This is a genomic window from Cellulomonas sp. T2.31MG-18 (assembly GCF_964266755.1).
GTDB lineage: Bacteria > Actinomycetota > Actinomycetes > Actinomycetales > Cellulomonadaceae > Cellulomonas.
Genome location: NZ_CAXWGW010000001.1, coordinates 132,202 through 148,813 on the forward strand (window position 1 = coordinate 132,202; position 16,612 = coordinate 148,813).

The 16,612-nt window shown below is 74.1% G+C and carries 17 protein-coding genes; 5 read left to right on the plus strand and 12 right to left on the minus strand.

All coding sequences use genetic code 11. From position 1 onward, the window contains the following. Positions 1–210 precede the first annotated feature (210 nt). Complete coding sequence (locus tag ACFQTY_RS00590) at positions 211–402, minus strand: hypothetical protein (protein ID WP_378095783.1); 192 nt, start codon at positions 400–402, stop codon at positions 211–213. A gap of 301 nt (positions 403–703) precedes the next feature. Here ACFQTY_RS00590 and ACFQTY_RS00595 point away from each other — a divergent pair, with 301 nt between their 5' ends. Both ACFQTY_RS00595 and ACFQTY_RS00600 read left to right on the plus strand, forming a co-directional pair. Continuing rightward, entirely contained in the window at positions 704–925 is a 222-nt protein-coding gene (locus ACFQTY_RS00595; protein ID WP_378095786.1) for a hypothetical protein, read from the plus strand. Positions 926–1,015: 90 nt separating this feature from the next. Further along, positions 1,016–2,611 (plus strand): phytoene desaturase family protein, encoded by a 1,596-nt coding sequence (locus ACFQTY_RS00600; RefSeq protein ID WP_378095788.1) that lies wholly within the window; start codon positions 1,016–1,018, stop codon positions 2,609–2,611. A 34-nt stretch (positions 2,612–2,645) separates the two neighbouring features. Here the strand turns inward: ACFQTY_RS00600 and ACFQTY_RS00605 are convergent, their stop codons facing one another. The 9 genes from ACFQTY_RS00605 to ACFQTY_RS00645 all read right to left on the minus strand — a co-directional run bounded on the left by ACFQTY_RS00605 (position 2,646) and on the right by ACFQTY_RS00645 (position 12,322). After that, positions 2,646–3,083: an SRPBCC family protein gene (locus ACFQTY_RS00605; protein ID WP_378095791.1), complete on the minus strand. Its 438-nt coding sequence runs from the start codon at positions 3,081–3,083 to the stop codon at positions 2,646–2,648. Between the two features lie 58 nt (positions 3,084–3,141). Beyond that, a complete protein-coding gene (locus ACFQTY_RS00610; RefSeq protein WP_378095794.1) occupies positions 3,142–3,381 on the minus strand; it encodes a CDGSH iron-sulfur domain-containing protein in 240 nt (79 codons plus the stop codon). Then, positions 3,378–4,400 carry an iron-containing redox enzyme family protein gene (locus ACFQTY_RS00615; RefSeq protein WP_378099060.1) on the minus strand — a complete coding sequence of 341 codons (1,023 nt, stop codon included), beginning with the start codon at positions 4,398–4,400 and terminating at the stop codon, positions 3,378–3,380. Before ACFQTY_RS00615 ends, ACFQTY_RS00610 begins: the two co-directional genes overlap by 4 nt. Positions 4,401–4,636: 236 nt before the next feature. Next, entirely contained in the window at positions 4,637–6,466 is a 1,830-nt protein-coding gene (locus tag ACFQTY_RS00620) for a dipeptide ABC transporter ATP-binding protein (RefSeq protein WP_378095797.1), read from the minus strand. Continuing rightward, entirely contained in the window at positions 6,463–7,407 is a 945-nt protein-coding gene (locus tag ACFQTY_RS00625) for an ABC transporter permease (protein ID WP_378095800.1), read from the minus strand. Before ACFQTY_RS00625 ends, ACFQTY_RS00620 begins: the two co-directional genes overlap by 4 nt. After that, the gene (locus ACFQTY_RS00630) at positions 7,404–8,351 is read right to left on the minus strand and encodes an ABC transporter permease (RefSeq protein ID WP_378095803.1); all 948 of its coding nucleotides are present in this window, start codon (positions 8,349–8,351) and stop codon (positions 7,404–7,406) included. Before ACFQTY_RS00630 ends, ACFQTY_RS00625 begins: the two co-directional genes overlap by 4 nt. 21 nt (positions 8,352–8,372) lie before the next feature. After that, positions 8,373–9,911, minus strand: coding sequence for an ABC transporter substrate-binding protein (locus tag ACFQTY_RS00635; protein ID WP_378095805.1), 1,539 nt, complete (start codon positions 9,909–9,911; stop codon positions 8,373–8,375). A gap of 117 nt (positions 9,912–10,028) precedes the next feature. Further along, on the minus strand, positions 10,029–10,826 hold the full coding sequence (locus tag ACFQTY_RS00640; protein WP_378095807.1) for a copper resistance protein CopC: 798 nt from the start codon (positions 10,824–10,826) through the stop codon (positions 10,029–10,031). Positions 10,827–10,885: 59 nt separating this feature from the next. Beyond that, complete coding sequence (locus tag ACFQTY_RS00645; protein ID WP_378095810.1) at positions 10,886–12,322, minus strand: DUF222 domain-containing protein; 1,437 nt, start codon at positions 12,320–12,322, stop codon at positions 10,886–10,888. A 487-nt stretch (positions 12,323–12,809) separates the two neighbouring features. Between ACFQTY_RS00645 and ACFQTY_RS00650 the strand changes: the two genes are divergently transcribed. From ACFQTY_RS00650 to ACFQTY_RS00660, 3 genes are read left to right on the plus strand one after another with little or no spacing between them, the layout of a single operon-like run. Then, positions 12,810–14,657: an MDR family MFS transporter gene (locus ACFQTY_RS00650; RefSeq protein WP_378095813.1), complete on the plus strand. Its 1,848-nt coding sequence runs from the start codon at positions 12,810–12,812 to the stop codon at positions 14,655–14,657. 51 nt (positions 14,658–14,708) lie between these two features. Continuing rightward, positions 14,709–15,191: a ubiquinol-cytochrome c reductase iron-sulfur subunit gene (locus ACFQTY_RS00655; RefSeq protein ID WP_378095816.1), complete on the plus strand. Its 483-nt coding sequence runs from the start codon at positions 14,709–14,711 to the stop codon at positions 15,189–15,191. 3 nt (positions 15,192–15,194) lie between these two features. Next, positions 15,195–15,629 carry a hypothetical protein gene (locus ACFQTY_RS00660; protein WP_378095819.1) on the plus strand — a complete coding sequence of 145 codons (435 nt, stop codon included), beginning with the start codon at positions 15,195–15,197 and terminating at the stop codon, positions 15,627–15,629. A gap of 59 nt (positions 15,630–15,688) precedes the next feature. Here the strand turns inward: ACFQTY_RS00660 and ACFQTY_RS00665 are convergent, their stop codons facing one another. Further along, the gene (locus ACFQTY_RS00665) at positions 15,689–16,078 is read right to left on the minus strand and encodes a hypothetical protein (RefSeq protein WP_378095822.1); all 390 of its coding nucleotides are present in this window, start codon (positions 16,076–16,078) and stop codon (positions 15,689–15,691) included. A gap of 51 nt (positions 16,079–16,129) precedes the next feature. Further along, positions 16,130–16,501, minus strand: coding sequence for an antibiotic biosynthesis monooxygenase family protein (locus ACFQTY_RS00670; protein ID WP_378095825.1), 372 nt, complete (start codon positions 16,499–16,501; stop codon positions 16,130–16,132). Between the last annotated feature and the right edge of the window lie 111 nt (positions 16,502–16,612).

The window sequence follows — 16,612 nt, forward strand, 5'->3', positions numbered from 1 at the left end:
CGTCCTCTCGTTATGAACGCACGTTCATGAACATGCGTTCATTATTGGGCGCACGGAGGCGGGCGTCAACGGGTCGGGACGCGCGAGGAGCAGCGCTGCCGGCCGGCACGGCACCCGACGCGACGCGCGGCCGTCCGGCTGGGAGGCAGCAGCCGTCCGGCTAGGAGGCGGCGGCTGTCCGGTGCGTGGTGAGAGCGGGACCCTCGGCGGTCACAGGTCGCACTGGCAGACGGTGTTCAGGTCGACGACCTCGTCGCCGTCCTCCGGGCGGGCCCACGCCTCCGCCTCGGCCCTGCTCGCGAACCGCCGGGGCGCGAGGCGGCCGCTGGCCAGCAGCACGCCGACGTCCGTCAGCTCGCGGGGGTCCTGCCACCGGATCGTCTGCACCGCGCTGTCCGTCATCGGCTCCTCGTCCTCCCTGCGACACCTACCCGGCCGAACAACTGGGTGTCGGCGCGGATTCCCCCGACGTCGGCGTCGGGGCCACACCTGCGATGCAGCGCTCTGCAGCTCTCCCCCGGGTGAAGTCGCGCGACCGGCCATGACAAGGTCCCCAGCTCTGTCGCCCCTGGCCACCACGGTGCGCGCGGGAGTGAGGTCACCTGAACCGGCGACGGTCACTGACCGGCACGACGTGCTGTCACACGGGGTGAAGACTCCGGTTCGGGCACGCGCACCGACCCACGCCGCAAGACTCCCCGTCATGGAGCAGCGGGACGAGTTCTCGATGGCGGTGGACCCACGGCTACGCATCTCGGACGACGAGATCCATGCAGCCAAGTACAACTGGCTGGCCGCGCGGGACGCCGCCGTCGACGTGCCCGCGGAGCGGGTCGCGCTCCTGTTCGAGTACTACCGGGCGCTGATCAGCCTGCAGGCCCAGCAGCTCGCTGCCGACCTGCGCAGCCGGCGCCGCGGCGCCTGAGCCGTTCGCCGTCCACCGACCCGGCCCGGATGGCAGGGCCGCTCGGTCGCTGCGATGCTCGAACGGACATCGTCGACCCCGGGGAGTCCCATGCGCCGCACCGTGGACGCCGTCGTCGTCGGGGCCGGTCCCAACGGCCTGGTCGCGGCCAACGCACTGGCCGACGCAGGCTGGGACGTGCTGCTGCTCGAGGCGAACGACGAGGTCGGCGGGGCGGTCCGCAGCGCCGAGGTGACGGTGCCGGGCTTCCGTAGCGACCTGTTCAGCGCCTTCTACCCGCTCGCCGCCGCGTCGCCGGCGATCCGTGCGCTGGAGCTGGAGCGGTACGGGCTGCGCTGGCTGCACGCGCCCGCGGTGCTGGCGCACGCCCTGGACGACGGGCGCGCGGCGGTGCTGCACCACGACGTGGACCGCACCGCCGCGGGGCTGGACGAGTGGGCGGCCGGCGACGGTGACGCGTGGCGCCGGATGGTCGACGGCTACCGCCGGTTGCGGGACCCGCTGCTGGACGCGCTGTTCACCCCGATCCCGCCGGTGCGGGCGCTCGCTCGGATCCTGGCCCGCACCCGGACCGCCGGTGCGCTCGAGGTGGCCCGGCTGGCCGCGCTGCCGGTGCGCCGGCTGGGCCAGGAGACGTTCCGGGGCGAGGGCGGCGGGCTGCTGCTGACCGGCAACGCGCTGCACGCGGACATCCCGCCGGACGCCGCCGGCAGCGGCCTGTACGGATGGCTGCTGGCGATGCTCGGTCAGGACGTCGGCTTCCCGGTGCCGGAGGGCGGTGCCGGTGAGCTCGCCGAGGCGATGCGGCGACGGTTCGAGGCGGCCGGCGGCGAGGTGCTGACGGGCGCCGAGGTGACCCACGTCGAGGTGCGGGCCGGCCGGGCCGTCGGGGTGCGGACCGCCGGCGGGCTCGAGGTCGGCGTCCGGCGGGCCGTGCTCGCCGACGTCTCGGCGCCCGCGCTGTTCGGCCGGCTGCTGCACCAGCGGGACGTGCCCGCGGCGCTGCGCCGCCGCATGGAGACGTTCCAGTGGGACTACTCGACGTTCAAGCTGGACTGGGCGCTGGACGAGCCGGTGCCGTGGACAGCCGACGGCGCACGCGGCGCCGGCACGGTGCACCTCGGGGTCGACGACCACGGGTTCGTGCAGATGGCCGCCGACCTGTCGATGGACCGGATCCCGGAGCGACCCTTCCTGCTGTTCGGCCAGATGACCACGTCCGACCCCAGCCGCTCACCGACCGGCACCGAGTCGGCGTGGGCGTACACCCACGTGCCGCACGGCATCACGTGGGACAGCGAGGCGGTCGACGCGCAGGTGCAGCGGGTCGAGGCGGCCGTCGAGCGGGCCGCTCCCGGATTCCGGTCGCGCATCGTGGGCCGGTACGTGCAGAGCCCGACGGACATCGAGGCGGCCGATGCCAACCTGGTGGACGGCGCCACCAACGGCGGCACCGCGTCGATCCACCAGCAGCTGGTGTTCCGGCCCACCACCGGGCTGGGTCGGCCGGAGACGCCGGTCACCGGCCTGTACCTGGCGAGCGCCGGTGCGCATCCGGGCGGCGGCGTGCACGGCGCCTGCGGCTGGAACGCTGCGCGCGCGGCGCTCGGTCAGGCAGGTCCGACGGGCGCCCTGCGGCGGGCGCTGGTGCGCACCGCGTGGGACCGGGTGCTCCCCGAGCGCTGAGCGCAGGTCTCCGCCGGGCGGCCGCTTCGGCCGGTCAGGTCGACGGGCGGCAGGCCAGTGCGCCGAGGCGGTAGAGCGTCTCGCGGTTGCGCCAGCTGATCAGCGCGTCGCGCAGCGGCTCGGGCACCAGCCGGGCGGGCCCGCGCACCGCGTCCTCCGCGATGCGCACGCGGCAGCCACCGGCCGTCGGGACCACGGAGATCGCGACGTTCGCATCACCGACGAACGAGCCCTTCGCCTCCAGCTCGATGCCGCGCTCGGGGTCCCAGCGGCGGCTGACGCTCACGTCCTGGAGCACCATCGGCCACAGGCCGGCCGAGTGCGCGATGCGCGAGCCCGGCGCCGGCCACTCGGCGTCGACACCGCGGATGCGGCTGGTGCCGACCACCCACGTGGCGTAGTTCCAGCCGTCGGCGAGCACGCGGAGCACGTCCTCGGGCGGACAGGGCAGGTCACGGGAGACGACGGCCATGCTCCAGCGTCGCATCGGGCACGCGGGCGCGCGCGGGCAGGAGGCGGCACCCGGCCCGTCAGGTGGACGACGAGAACCCGTTGACCTTATGGGTCCCGTCGCACCACGGCTTGATCGACGAGCCCCCGCAGCGGCACAGCGCCACGGTGCGTCGACCCTTGTCCACCGGACGACCGTCGGCGTCGAGGACCTCGACGTCACCACGCACCAGCAGCGGCCCGTCCGGGCACGCGACGATGCTCCCCGGACGCGGAGGCGTCGCCGGGTGCTCGTCCGTCGTCCGGCCGTGGTCCGTCATGGCAGCGGCCGCAGCAGCGACGTCCCGTCGGCGTCCCAGGCGCGCATCATCCGGGCGGCGGTCGCGCCGTCGAGCGCGAGGCAGCAGGCGGCGCCGAACAGGATGTCGTCCACCAGCTCCGGCTCCTGCTCGGCCAGCGCGCCGGCGAGGTCCCGGCCGGCGATCTGCTCGTGCACCGCGTCGGCCGCGACGTGCTCGTCGAAGTACCAGGTCGCGGCCACGTCGTCGTGACCCAGCCGCCGCACCCCGTTGCCGTACAGCCGGTTCGGCAGCGACGACGTCATCTCGAACGCCGCCAGGTGCCCGACGATCGCCCCGCGCAACCGCCGGTGCAGCCCGAACAGCGACATCGCGTTCAGGGAGGCGAGCGTCACCGCCGGCACGTGGTCCACGTAGGCGCCGTAGGTGTCGTCAAGCCCGAACGCCCGCATGGCCAGGGCGAACAGCTCCGCGTGCATGCGGTGCGGGTCGCCGTCGCCGTACTCGTCGGCCTGGATCTCCACCAGCGCCGCCTTGGGTCCGCCGGCCAGCCGCGGGATCGCCCAGGTGTGCGGGTCGGCCTCCTTGAGCTGGTAGATCGACCGGTGCACCAGCAGCTCGCGCAGCTGCGGCCCGGTGGCCTTGCGGGCGACGTAGCGGGACAGGCTCGGGCCGCCGTCGGCGGCGGTCAGGGCGAACAGCCGCTCGGCGACGCCGGTCCGGTCCCGGCGGTCGCACTCCGGCACCGGGACGGCGCGGCGCAGCTCGGCCTCGAACGGCACCTCGAGCTCGGCGCGGACGGCCAGCAGGTCCGGGTCCCACTCCCAGTCGTCGTCGACGCCGGCGATGCCGCGGTAGTGCAGCTCGTAGAGGCACAGCAGGGCGAGCTGCACGTCCTCGTCGGTGCGCCACTCGGCGGGATCGCCGAGTCGGGCGGCGACGGCGGCGCGCAGCGGGCCCAGGTCGACGGCCCCGGGCGAGCGGCGCAGCGCGGCGAGCAGGGCGGTGCTGATCGGGCCGCGCGGCGCCGGCTTGCGCAGAGGCACGGCAGCCCGCGGCGGCAGCGTGGGTGTGGCACTCGACGAGGCCTCGCCAGCGGGTGTGGGTGCGGCGCCCGACGACGGCTCGACGGAGGGCGCCATCCCCGAGGAGGGCTCGACGGCGGTGGCGACGCCGGTGGACGGCGTCGTCGTCGGAGCCTCGACGGGTGGCATGCCGTCCATCGTGCGCGCGGCCCGGACGAGCCGCGACCGCGCCGGGAGCGACCCTGCGGACCTCAGGCGCCGGCGGCCCGCAGCAGCGGCGCGGCGGCGACCAGCTCGGCGGTGTACGGGTGCAGCGGGTGCTCGTACACCTGGTCGGTCGGGCCGCACTCGACGATCCGGCCCTCGTTCATCACCGCGACGGTGTCGCAGGTGCGCCGCACCACCGCCAGGTCGTGCGAGACGAACAGCAGCGTCAGCCCGTACTCGTCCGCCAGGTCGGACAGCAGGTTGAGCACCTGCGCGCGCACGGACACGTCGAGGGAGGACACGGCCTCGTCCGCCACCAGGAGCTGGGGGCGGGTGACGACGGCCCGCGCGATCGCGATGCGCTGCCGCTGGCCGCCGGAGAACTGGTGCGGGTAGCGGTCGAGAGCCGTCGCCGGCAGCCCGACCGCGTCGAGAACCTCCGCCGCCCGCGCCCGCCGCTCGTCGGCACCCACGCCGCGCAGCGGTTCGGTGACCACCTCGGCGATCCGCATCCGCGGGTCCAGCGACCCCATCGGGTCCTGGAAGACGATCTGCGCGGTCCGCCGCAGCCAGCCGAGCGCCCGCTCCGGCGTACCGACCACCTCGCGCCCGGCGATCCGCACCGAGCCGGCGGTCGCCTGGTCCAGGCCCGTGACCAGGCGCAGCAGCGTCGACTTGCCGCTGCCGGACTCCCCGACCACGCCGAACCGCTGCCCCTCGCGCACCTCGAACGACACGTCGCGGACGGCCTGCACGTGGGTGGCGCGGCCGATGCGGTGCGGGCGGACGTAGGTGCGGCGCAGGTCCGCGACGGCGAGCAGCGGCGCCTCGCCGGGGACGTGGTTGAAGACGTGCGGGGCGCCCTCGTCGGGCAGCACCTCGTGCGGGCCGGGCTGCGGTGCGGCGGTGCGAGGAGGCGGGGGGACGACGACAGCGTCGCCGCCGCGGTCCAGAGGCGCGGCCGTCGGCACCGCGCCGGTCGCCTGCGTCCCGTCAGCAGCCGTCGCCGCGCCCGTCGTCCCCGCGCCCGTCGACACCGCACCCGTCGTCCCCGCGCCGAGGTCCACCACCGTCACCAACCGACCCCGGGCGTCCGTCGCCAGGGCGGACACCGCCAGCAGCGAGCGCGTGTACGGGTGCTGCGGCGCCGAGAACACCCGGTCCAGCGGGCCCTCCTCCACCACGGCCCCGTCGCGCAGGATCACCACCCGGTCGCACAGGTCGGCGACGATCCCCAGGTCGTGCGTGACGAACACCAGCGACGTGCCGGACCGCGCGACCTGCTCGCGCATCAGCTCGAGCACCCGCCGCTGCACCGTGACGTCCAGGGCTGTGGTCGGCTCGTCGGCCAGCAGCAGGTCCGGGGTGTTGGCCATCGCCATCGCCAGCATCACGCGCTGCCGCTGACCGCCGGACAGCTGGTGCGGGTAGGCCCGCGCCGCCGCGGCCGGGTCCGGCAGCCCCACACCGTCGAGCAGCTCAACCGACCGCCCCCGCGCCGCCCGCGCACCGCCGACGAACCCGTGCAGCGTGAGGATCTCGGACACCTGGCGGCCCACCGGCAGCAGCGGGTCCAGCGCGGTCATCGGCTCCTGGAACACCATCGACACCCGCCGCCCGCGCAGCCGTGCCGACGCCCGGTCCCCCAGCGTCAGCAGGTCCCGGTCCTCGCCGTCCAGCCGCGCGGCGCCCGTCGCGCGCAGCGTCTCGGGGAGCAGGCCCATCAGCGCCAGCAGCGTCAGCGTCTTGCCCGAGCCCGACTCGCCGATCAGACCCACCCGCTCGCCGCGCTCCACGCGCAGGTCGATCCCGTGCAGCAGCTCGCGGGGTCCGGACTGCACGCGCAGGTCGCTGACCTGGAGCAACGGGCTCACGACGCCGCCTCCAGCCGAGGGTCGAGGCGGTCCCGCAGACCGTCGCCCAGCAGGTTGAAGCCGAGCACGGTCCAAGCGATGGCGACGCCGGGCCAGACGATCAGCAGCGGCTGCACGTAGAGGAAGGCCTGCGCGTCCTGCAGCATGCGGCCCCACGACGGAGTGGGCGGCGGCGTCCCGAGGCCGAGGTAGGACAGGGCGGCCTCGGCCAGCACGGCCAGCGCGAAGCCGACCGACGCCTGCACGATCAGCATGCTGCGCACGTTCGGCAGCACGTGCCGCACGGCCGTGTAGAGCGGCCCGCGTCCGGCGGCCCGGGCTGCGAGCGCGTACTCCCGGCTGAGCACCTGCAGCGTCCCGGCGCGCGTCACGCGCACGAACCCCGGCGCTGCGCCGATCCCCAGCGCCACCATGGCCGTCCAGGTCGACGGCCCGCGGACCGCCGCGAGCACGATCGCCAGCAGCAGCGCGGGGAACGCCTGCACCACGTCGTTCCACCGCATCAGCCACAGGCCCGCGCCGCCCTGCCGTGTCATCGCCGCCGCGATGCCGAACGGCACGCCGAGCACCAACGAGATCAGCACCGCGACCAGCCCGACCAGCAGGGGCACGCGGGTGCCGACGATCAGCATGCTCGCCGCGTCCCGACCGAGGCCATCGGTCCCCAACCAGTGCGCCGCGCTCGGCCCCTGGAGCCGGTGCAGCGGGTCGGTGACCAGCGGGTCGTCCGGGGTCCAGACGAGGGACACCAGCCCGACGACCACCACCGCGGCGACCATCACGGCCCCGACCAGCAGCGGTGCGTTCCACCGTCGCGTCGTCGGCCGCCCGCCGCTCGTCGTCCCCCGCCCGCTCGTCGTCCCCCGCCCGCTCGTCGTCCCGCGCCCGCTCGTCGTCCCGCGCCCGCTCGTCCGCCCGCGCCCGCTCGTCGTCGCGCTCATCGCGCCCGCCGCAGCCGCGGGTCCACCAGCACGTACAGCAGGTCCACCAGCAGGTTCAGCGCCAGCACCAGCAGCACCACCACCATCACGACGGCCTGCACCTCGACCAGGTCGCGATTGGCCACCGACCGCAGCAGCAGCGACCCCAGCCCGGGGATGACGAACACCGTCTCGATCACCACGGCCCCCACCAGCAGCCCCGCGAGCTCGACCCCGGTCACCGTCACGACGGGCACCAGGGCGTTGCGCAGCCCGTGGCGCCGCAGCGCCTGCCACCGGGTCATCCCCTTGGCCCGAGCCGTCCGCATGAAGTCCTCGCGCTGCACGTCGAGCAGCGCCGAGCGCAGGTAGCGGGACAGGATCGCGCCCCTGACCAGGCCCAGCGCGAGCGCCGGCAGCACCAGGTGCCGCAGGAACCCGCCGACGCCGTCCACTGGCGCCACCCAGCCGCCGGACGGCAGCCAGTGCAGCCGCACGGCGAACACCGTCACCAGCAGCAGCCCGGCCAGGAAGCTCGGCACCGAGATGCCCACCTGGGTGGCCGCCGAGAGCGCCGCGCCGTCGGCGCGCCCCTGCCGCACCGCCGCCAGCAGGCCGGTCGGCAGGGCGATCAGCGCCGCCACCACCATGCCGGCCAGCACCAGGAGCAGCGACACCTGCATGGCGTTCAGCACCTCCGGACCCACCGGCGCGCGCGTGGAGTAGGAGATGCCGAGGCTGCCGGTCGCCAGCTGACCGAGCCAGTGGACGTACTGCGCCGGCAGCGACCGGTCGAGACCCAGCTGGTGGCGCAGCGCCGCGACCTGGTCGGGCGTCGCGTCGAGGCCGAGCTGCGCGCGTGCCGGGTCGCCGGGGAGCACCGCCAGCAGCACGAAGACGACCACCGACGCCACCAGCGCCGTCAGGGCGAACACCCCGAGGCGCCGCAGCACGGTCAGCAGCATCGACGGCCCACCGGTCGGGCGTCAGCCCGTGACGGAGACGCCGGCCAGGCCGATCCCCACGCCCAGGTCGTTGGTCGGCATCCCGTGCACGGCCGCGGTGGCCACCACCACGTTCGGCGGGTTGTACAGCCACACGCCGGCGGCGTCCTTGATGATCGCCTGCACCGCGTCGGTCATGTGCGTGATGTACGAGTCCTCGTCGGTGGCGGCCTTCGCCGCCGCGAAGTCCTTGCCCACCGCCGGGTTGGAGTAGCTCCAGTAGTAGGTGGGGTTGCCGTAGTTGGTGACGTTGCGGGGCTCGACGTGGTTGACGACGGTCAGGTCGAACTGGTGCTGCGTGAGGGTCTTGTCCACCCACACGGCCGGGAACTCCTGCGTCTGCAGGGTGGCGGTGATGCCGACGGCGGCCAGGTCGGACTGCACCACCTGGCTGATCGCCTGCGCGTACGGCCGGTTCGGCACCGTGAAGGTGAGGTTCAGCCCCGTGACGCCCGCGTCGGCCAGCAGCTGCTTCGCCGCGGCCGGGTCGTACGGGTACGGCTCGTCCGACCTGACGAAGTACGGGTCGGTCGGCACCGCCGGTCCGTGCAGCTCCGTCGCGACGCCGCCCGTGGCTGCCGCGACCACCGCCTTCTTGTCGATCGCCTGGCTGATCGCCTGCCGCACCCGCACGTCGGCGAGCGCCGGGTTGGCCTCGTTCATCGACAGCACCACCACGCCTTGCGAGCTGCCCGCGGTCACCGTGAACCGCGGGTCGGCCTTGAACGATGCCAGCTGGTCGTACGCCTCCGCCTGGTACAGGGCGTCGACACCGCCGGACCGCATGGCGTTCGCCGCGGCGCTCGCATCGGCGAAGTAGTCCAGGTCCACCTGCTTGACCAGGGCCTTCGCGCCCCAGTAGGCGTCGTTGCGGGTCAGCACCAGCTTCACGCCGGTCTGGTACGAGGCGACGGTGAACGGTCCCGTGCCCACCGCCTTGGTGGCCAGGGAGTCCACCGCGTCGGGGGAGAACATGGCACCGAGCGGACCGGCCAGCCAGAACGGGACCGTCGCATCCGGCTTGGTCAGCACGACCTTGGCCTCGGTGGGGGAGACCACCTCCACGTGGTCCAGCGCCGCGAGGTTGCCGGGGGTGTTCGCCTTCCACGTCTTGACGCGCTCGAGGGAGAACTTCACGGCGGCCGCGTCGAACGGTGACCCGTTGCTGAACTTCACGCCGTCCCGCAGCGTGAAGTCGTAGGTCAGCCCGTCCCGGCTGACCGTGTACCCGGTGGCCAGCAGCGGCACCACCTTGCCGTCCTGGTCCAGGCGCAGCAGCCCCTCGTACACGTTGCCGAGCAGCGCCTGGAAGATCGCGGCGCCTCCCGTGCTGGTGAAGTCGAGGTTGGCCGGCGCGGCAGCCAGGCCCAGGCGGAGCGTCGCGTCGGTGCGGGTGGCGGCGGTGGACGACGAGGCGGTCGGCTTCGGTGACGCACCCGCGGTGCACCCCGTGACCGCCAGGGCCGTGGCGACGAGAAGCCCGATCGCGGCGAGGGCGTGACGCCCACGTCTGGTGCTCATCGGAGGTCCTTTCGGGCGGGAGGCGGGACGCACGGGCGCGATCGCCGCTGTCCGGGTCAACGTGCGGAGGGTTCGGTTCCGTCCCCGGTCGCGGCGGCGGCCGAGGGGGACGTGGGCTCAGGGCTGCGGCTGCTCCGGTGGGTTCCCGGTACCGCGCTCGGCGTCGGTCCCGGAGCCGGCTCCGGCCTCGGTCCCGGCGCCGAGCGCCTGGCGCCGACGCCGGCCGAGAGCGGCCGCCGCGGCCGCGAGCACCAGCACCGCGCCGACCACCAGCCAGTACGACGGGCGGCCGGTCGACGCGGACGGCACCGGGTCGGCCGAGGCGGTCGGTGTCGGAGAGGGGCTGGCGGCGGACGGGCTGGCGACGGAGACACCTGGCGTGGCGCTGGGCACCTGCGACGGCACGGCCGACGGTGTCGGGGCCGCGACGCCGATCGCCGACGTGGCGGCAAAATGGAAGGTGCCGGAGACCGGGTGTCCGTCGGCGGAGGTCACCCTCCACACCACCGTGTACGTGCCCGCCGGACGCGCCGGCGCCAGGGGCTGTGCGACCGTGGTCGGCCCTAGCTGCGGGTCGCCGGTGCTGACCACCGATCCGTCCGGAGCCGTCACCTTCACCTCGGTGCCGAGTGCGATCGCCTTGTCGGTGAACGTGAGCGTCACCTGGTCGGGGGCCGTCGCGACGGTGGCACCGTCCGCGGGGTCGGTGGACACCAGCTCGTCGTGGGCGGCGGCCGGACCAGCACCGACCAGCCCGAGGACGCCCACCAGAGCCGCCACCAGGACGGCCAGCACCGAACGGTGCAGTGCTCGGTGGTCGTTCGTCGCGCCACCCACCCGGACGGAGCGCATCGCCTCCCCGTCCATCGGGCCGGTCCCCGTCCTCGTCTGCAGGCTGCTGCTCCCACTCGGCACGGACGGCACGCTAGTGCGCCGCACCCCACAAAGCCGATCCGGGAGCCCTCCGCCCGCCGTCATGGTGCGCCGGCCACGGGCGTGCCGTGACGCGTGCGGAACCCGAACCCGCCGCCGGGCGTCGGCTCGATCCGCACGCTCCGCCGGTGCACCACGTCGTGGTGGTGCCAGCAGAGCAGCACGCCTCGGTTCACATCCGTCTCTCCGCGCCGGGCGGCCCACCCGTCCACGTGGTGCACCTCGCACAGCGCCGGGGGCGCACTGCACCCGGGATATCGACAGGTTCCGTCCCGGGCGATCACCGCTCGCCGCCGTGGTCCGGAGAAGGTCCGCTCGGCGCGGCCCGCGTTGATCACCTGCGAGTCCGGTCCGAAGACCACTCGGCTGATCTCGCTGTCACAGGCCAGCCGTGCCAGCGCGGAGGGCGGCACAGGTCCGGAGCCCAGGACCTCCGCGACGGCGAACCGCTCGACGTCGGCCAGGGCCGGGAGCCGGAACGTTCGACGGGAGCCACCGAACCGGCCGACGCCGGCCGTCCCAGCCCCGTCGGCCCCGCCCCTCCCGGCCCCGCCCGTCCCGGCCCCGCCCGTCCCGGCCCCGCCCGTCCCGGCCCCGTCCGTGCCCACGGCGCGGCGGAGGGTCTCGAAGTCCACGACGCAGGACAGGTGCGGGCGGACGGCCGCACCTGTCCCGACGACGCCGTGGTCCAGGCAGAGCCGCGCCACGTCGGCGATGGCCTGCGCACGGCGCTGGGGAGTGGAGCGATGGTCGTCCGGTGCCGGCGGCGTCATCACGGAGTCGAGGGCGCAGCTCAGCAGCGCACCGTGCTCGGTGGTGAGGAAGCCGGCGAGCTGCACGCCGCCCGTCGTCGCGGACAGGGTGACGTGCTCCCGATCGCAGGCGTCCCGGTAACCGCGCTCGTCCGCCTCCGGATCGGCCGCCGCAGCCCATCGCTGGACGAGCCGTCGGAAGGAGCCGACGGGAAGCACCGTCGCCTGAGCCGCCAGGAACCCTTCGCCGCACTCCACCGCCGGAGCGGCGAGAGCAGCGCGTCGGGCGTCGGACGTGGGCGCCAGCCTGGCGACGACGACGGCCTGCTCCGCGCCGATCTCACCGTCGAGGGCCCCACGCGCCGTGGCCGGGAGGTGGTCCCGCAGCGCCCGGCCGGTCGCCAGGACCTCACGGGCCCGGGGGAACGACATCCCCGACGCGGCCGCCAGCCAGTGGGAGAACGACCGCGCACCCTCCAGTGCCCACCACCCGCCGGCGTCCACCGTCACGGCGAGGCAGGAGGACGCGACCACCAACCTGTCGAGCTGCGCCCGGACGCCGAGGAGGAGGTCGACCGAGTCCTGGCCGCCGCAGAGGTCCGCCTCGACGGCGCGCACGAGGCCGACGACCTCGTCCACCGCGGCAATCAGCGCGCGAAGGGCCGACGCAGCACCGGTCACCTCCGCCGGTCCGCCCGGACTCCGAACCGCCGAGATCCCACCCACGCCGTCACCTCCCTCTGCACATTCCTTCGCCGCCGCACCGGCTGCCGACCTGAACGACACTACCGACGACCGCTGACACGCGAGCAGGTCCATATGTCCAGGTCAGCGCACCGACGAGGGTCCATACACCCGCGCGGGAATTGCGCGGAGAAATGCGCTCATCCGTTGATAGAACATTGCCAATCAGCGGGGCTGTGGACGGTTCGGCGAGACCCCGTCCTGCTGCACGCAACCTCGAGCACGTCGTGCCGTGCTGGTCGAAAGCCCGGCACAACACCGTCCACAGCGGGAACACATCTCGCTGTGGACGGTGTTGTGCCGGAAAGCTGCCGACGGGCGTCCCGTGACGCCTTCGCTCGGTCCTCGAACCGCGGTGCCACCCGCGCGCCGCAACAAGCACCCGACCGAACCGCACCGCCCCGGCGACGACGCACCGTCCCAGCGACACGCACCGTCCCAGCGACCGCCCAGAGCCCGAGAAGGTCCGATGTCCTCTCGCACCGACCAGCAGAGCACCCCGGAGGCCTCGCCTCCCGCCGCCTCAGGGGCCGCGTCCCCGGCGTCGCCACAGGCCGCCGGCCTGCACGCCCCGAGCCACCGCGAGATCCTCACGATCATCGGCGGCCTGATGATCGGCATGTTCCTCGCCGCGCTCGACCAGACGGTGGTCGCCACGGCGATCCGCACCATCGGCGACGACCTGCACGGCCTGTCGCTGCAGGCGTGGGTCACCACCGCGTACCTGCTGACGTCGACGATCGCCACGCCGCTGTACGGCAAGCTGTCCGACATCTACGGCCGCAAGCCGTTCTACATGACGGCGATCGGCCTGTTCATCATCGGATCGATCCTCAGCGGCATGGCCGGGTCGATGTACCAGCTGGCGCTCGCCCGCGGCCTGCAGGGCCTCGGCGCCGGTGGCCTGATGAGCCTGGCGATCACCATCCTCGGCGACCTCGTCGCACCCCGGGAGCGCGCCCGCTACCAGGCGTACTTCCTGGCCGTGTGGGGCACGTCGTCCGTGCTCGGCCCTGTGATCGGCGGGTTCTTCGCCGGCACCCCGCACATCCTGGGCATCACCGGCTGGAGGTGGGTGTTCCTGGTCAACGTGCCGCTCGGCCTGGTCGGCATCGCGGTGATCTGGCGGGTGCTGCACCTGCCCCCGCTGCGCAAGGTGCAGCACCGCATCGACTGGCCGGGCGCGCTGGCCCTGATCGTCGCGCTGGTGCCGCTGCTGCTGGTCGCCGAGCAGGGCCGCGCGTGGGGCTGGGGCTCGGGCCGCGCGCTGCTCAGCTACACGATCGGCGTGGTCGGCATCGGCCTGTTCCTCGCGGCCGAGACCCGCGCGGGGGCCGACGCGATCCTGCCGCTCTACATGTTCCGCAACCGGACCTTCTCGGTCGGCGCGGGCGCCAACGCCGTCATCGGCCTGGGCATGTTCGGCGGCCTGGCGACCCTGCCGCTGTACCTGCAGATCGTGCGGGGCCTGAGCCCGACGAAGGCCGGCCTGGTCCTGATCCCCTTCACGGTCGGGATCATGACGGCGTCCATCGCGTCCGGGCAGACGACGGCGCGCACCGGTCGCTACAAGGCGTTCCCGGTGGGCGGCACGGTGCTGATGGGCATCGGCGCCTTGCTGTTCTCCCGGCTGTCCCCGACCACGCCGATGGCGCAGTTCTTCACGTACTCGGTGGTCTTCGGCCTCGGTCTCGGCTTCGTCATGCAGCCGCTGGTGCTCGCCGTGCAGAACGCCGTGCCCGCCAAGGACATGGGGGTGGCCACGTCGTCGTCCCTGTTCTTCCGGCAGATGGGCGGCACCCTCGGCACCGCGGTGTTCCTGTCCGTGCTGTTCTCGACGGTGGGCGACAACATCGCCACGGCGTTCCGGGCCGCCGTCAAGACCCCGTCGTTCCTCGCGGCCGTCGCGGACCCGGCGGTGGCGTCCAACCCGGCCAACGCCGCCGTGATCGGCATGCTCAAGGGTGGTCCTGCCCCGTCGCTGGACGACTCCGCCTTCATCAACGCTCTCGACCCGCGCCTGGCGCAGCCGTTCCTGGTCGGCTTCAGCCAGTCGGTGGACAAGGTGCTGCTGCTCGCGGCGATCGTGATGGTGGCCGGCATCGTGCTGACCCTTCTGGTGCCCGAGCTGCCGCTGCGCAACGTGTCGGGCATCCAGAGCCGGCAGGCGGACGAGCGGGCGCACGACGAGCGCGCTGCGGCAGCCGACGAGCGCGCGTCCGACGAGGGCACGTCCGACGAGCGCACCGCAGCCGCGGACGTAAAGGTTGCTGTGAATCCGGCGACCGACGGGCAGGCGGGCGCCCCGACCGACTAGCGTCGGTGCAGGTCAGGACGTCTGACCCTTGCGCTCACCCCGGAGGCGTGCATGAGCTCGACCGATCAGACCGACACCGCGGAGGCATCCGGCCTGAGCAGGCGTGACCTGCTGGTGCGCGGCGGCGCCGTGGGGCTCGGCGTGGCGGCCGTCGGCGTCCTCGCGGCGTGCGGCGCCTCGTCGTCGGGCGGCTCGGGCGGGTCGGGCGCTGCCGGCGGCTCCGGTTCCGGCGGCGGTGCCGCCGGCGGTCTGGCGAAGGTCTCGGACATCCCGGTGGGCGGCGCGCTGGCCACCAAGGTGGACGGCAAGCCGGTGCTGCTGGTGCAGCAGACGGCCGGTACCGTCACCGCCCTCTCGGCGATCTGCACGCACCAGGGCTGCACGGTGATGGCCGCCAAGACCGACCTCGAGTGCCCGTGCCACGGCTCGGTGTTCGGCCTGGACGGCTCGGTGAAGCAGGGCCCGGCGCCGTCCCCGCTCCCCCCGGTCGACGTGCACGTGGTGAACGGCACCGTCGTGGCGGGCAAGGGCTGAGCCGTGTCCGAGCCGGGGACGACGACGTCCCGCTCGAACCTCGGCACCTGGCACACCGGACGCCAGGCGGCCTCCGACGTGCTGCGCGGCCTGCTCGCCGCGTGCGTGCTGCTGTCCGCCGTGGTGCACCTCGAGCTGTGGTTCTCGGGCTTCCGTCAGTTCACGGTGGTCGGTCCCGCGTTCCTGCTCAACGCCGTCGGCGGCCTGCTGATCGGCGTGCTGCTGCTCGTCTGGCGCCACTGGCTGCCGCTGCTCGGCGCCCTCGGCTTCGGCGTCGCGACGTTCGGCGCCTTCCTGGTCTCGACCACCGCGGGCGGGCTGTTCGGCGTGCACGAGCAGTGGACGGGCGTCCCCATCTGGACGTCCGCCATCACGGAGACGGCCGCCATCGTGCTCGCGCTCGTCCTGCTCGTCGTCGAACGCCCCCGCCGCGCCTGACCGAGGGCATCTGCGGTCCGTCGGTCCGGTCGGCCGGTCGTGCGTCTACCTCGACCTGCTCAGCTGACGCCTGAGCGGCCTTCCGAGCGTGGGGTGGACGGAAGCGTCCAGTGCACGTCGTCCAGTGGGTCCGGGTGCGGCTCGACGAGCGACGCGACGTCCGGCTCGTCGCTGCCGTAGCGCGGGGTGATGCCGGGCGTCCGCCCGAAGTAGATGTCCTGCACGTCGTCGAACCCCCGCACCACGGGGCCCAGCGTCGCCCGCGCCGCACCGCCGCGCCGCGGCCGGAGCACGTTCCGCACCGCCGCGACCACGAGCAGCACGCCGAACGCGACGTACGGCGCTGCGACGAACGGGATCGGCAGCTCCCGGCCCTGGATCATCCACGCGACGAACAGCCCGACCCATGCGGCCACCGCCGCCCACGCCACCCACCGAAGCACGCGCATCGGACGCCCCCTCGGTGCCGACCTTGGCACCGCGAGGTCCGCCGCACCAGGTCAGCGGTGGAAGTCGTACGACCTCTCGACCTTGGCGACGTGCTCCGCGAAGGACTCGTACCAGTGCGCGCGCCCGTCCGCGCGCGTCGCGGCGTGGTCCGCCTGGTCCCGCCAGGCGGCGATCGACTCCTCGTCCCGCCAGTACGACACCGTGATGCCGAACCCGTCGGCGTCGCGCGCCGAGTCCAGCCCGAGGAACCCCGGCATGCCGGCGGCCAGCCGCTCCATCTCGTCGGAGCGCTCCGCGTAGCCCTGGTCGCCCGGTGTGCGCAGCGACGTGAAGACGACGGCGTAGTAGGGCGGTTGGGGCGGCGGGGTCGGCAGACAGGGCGCGGTCGGCGGGGAGGACGGGGTCGGCTCGTGCTGGCTCACGGGGTGCTCCGGGGTCGACGGGCGGCGGCAGCCCACCGTGCCGCACCGGTGCGCCCCTCCGCCAGAGGCGCGCGACGTCGCGTACCGCGCTCGTCGTACGCGGACGACGGT

Coding starts and splice junctions, on each gene's coding strand:
- ACFQTY_RS00595 (WP_378095786.1), top strand. CDS start 704: ATGGAGCAGCGGGACGAGTTCTCGATGGCGGTGGACCCACGGCTACGC.
- ACFQTY_RS00625 (WP_378095800.1), bottom strand. CDS start 7,407: ATGAGCGCGACGACGAGCGGGCGCGGGCGGACGAGCGGGCGCGGGACG.
- ACFQTY_RS00605 (WP_378095791.1), bottom strand. CDS start 3,083: ATGGCCGTCGTCTCCCGTGACCTGCCCTGTCCGCCCGAGGACGTGCTC.
- ACFQTY_RS00650 (WP_378095813.1), top strand. CDS start 12,810: ATGTCCTCTCGCACCGACCAGCAGAGCACCCCGGAGGCCTCGCCTCCC.
- ACFQTY_RS00665 (WP_378095822.1), bottom strand. CDS start 16,078: ATGCGCGTGCTTCGGTGGGTGGCGTGGGCGGCGGTGGCCGCATGGGTC.
- ACFQTY_RS00630 (WP_378095803.1), bottom strand. CDS start 8,351: ATGCTGCTGACCGTGCTGCGGCGCCTCGGGGTGTTCGCCCTGACGGCG.
- ACFQTY_RS00590 (WP_378095783.1), bottom strand. CDS start 402: ATGACGGACAGCGCGGTGCAGACGATCCGGTGGCAGGACCCCCGCGAG.
- ACFQTY_RS00600 (WP_378095788.1), top strand. CDS start 1,016: ATGCGCCGCACCGTGGACGCCGTCGTCGTCGGGGCCGGTCCCAACGGC.
- ACFQTY_RS00610 (WP_378095794.1), bottom strand. CDS start 3,381: ATGACGGACCACGGCCGGACGACGGACGAGCACCCGGCGACGCCTCCG.
- ACFQTY_RS00635 (WP_378095805.1), bottom strand. CDS start 9,911: ATGAGCACCAGACGTGGGCGTCACGCCCTCGCCGCGATCGGGCTTCTC.
- ACFQTY_RS00655 (WP_378095816.1), top strand. CDS start 14,709: ATGAGCTCGACCGATCAGACCGACACCGCGGAGGCATCCGGCCTGAGC.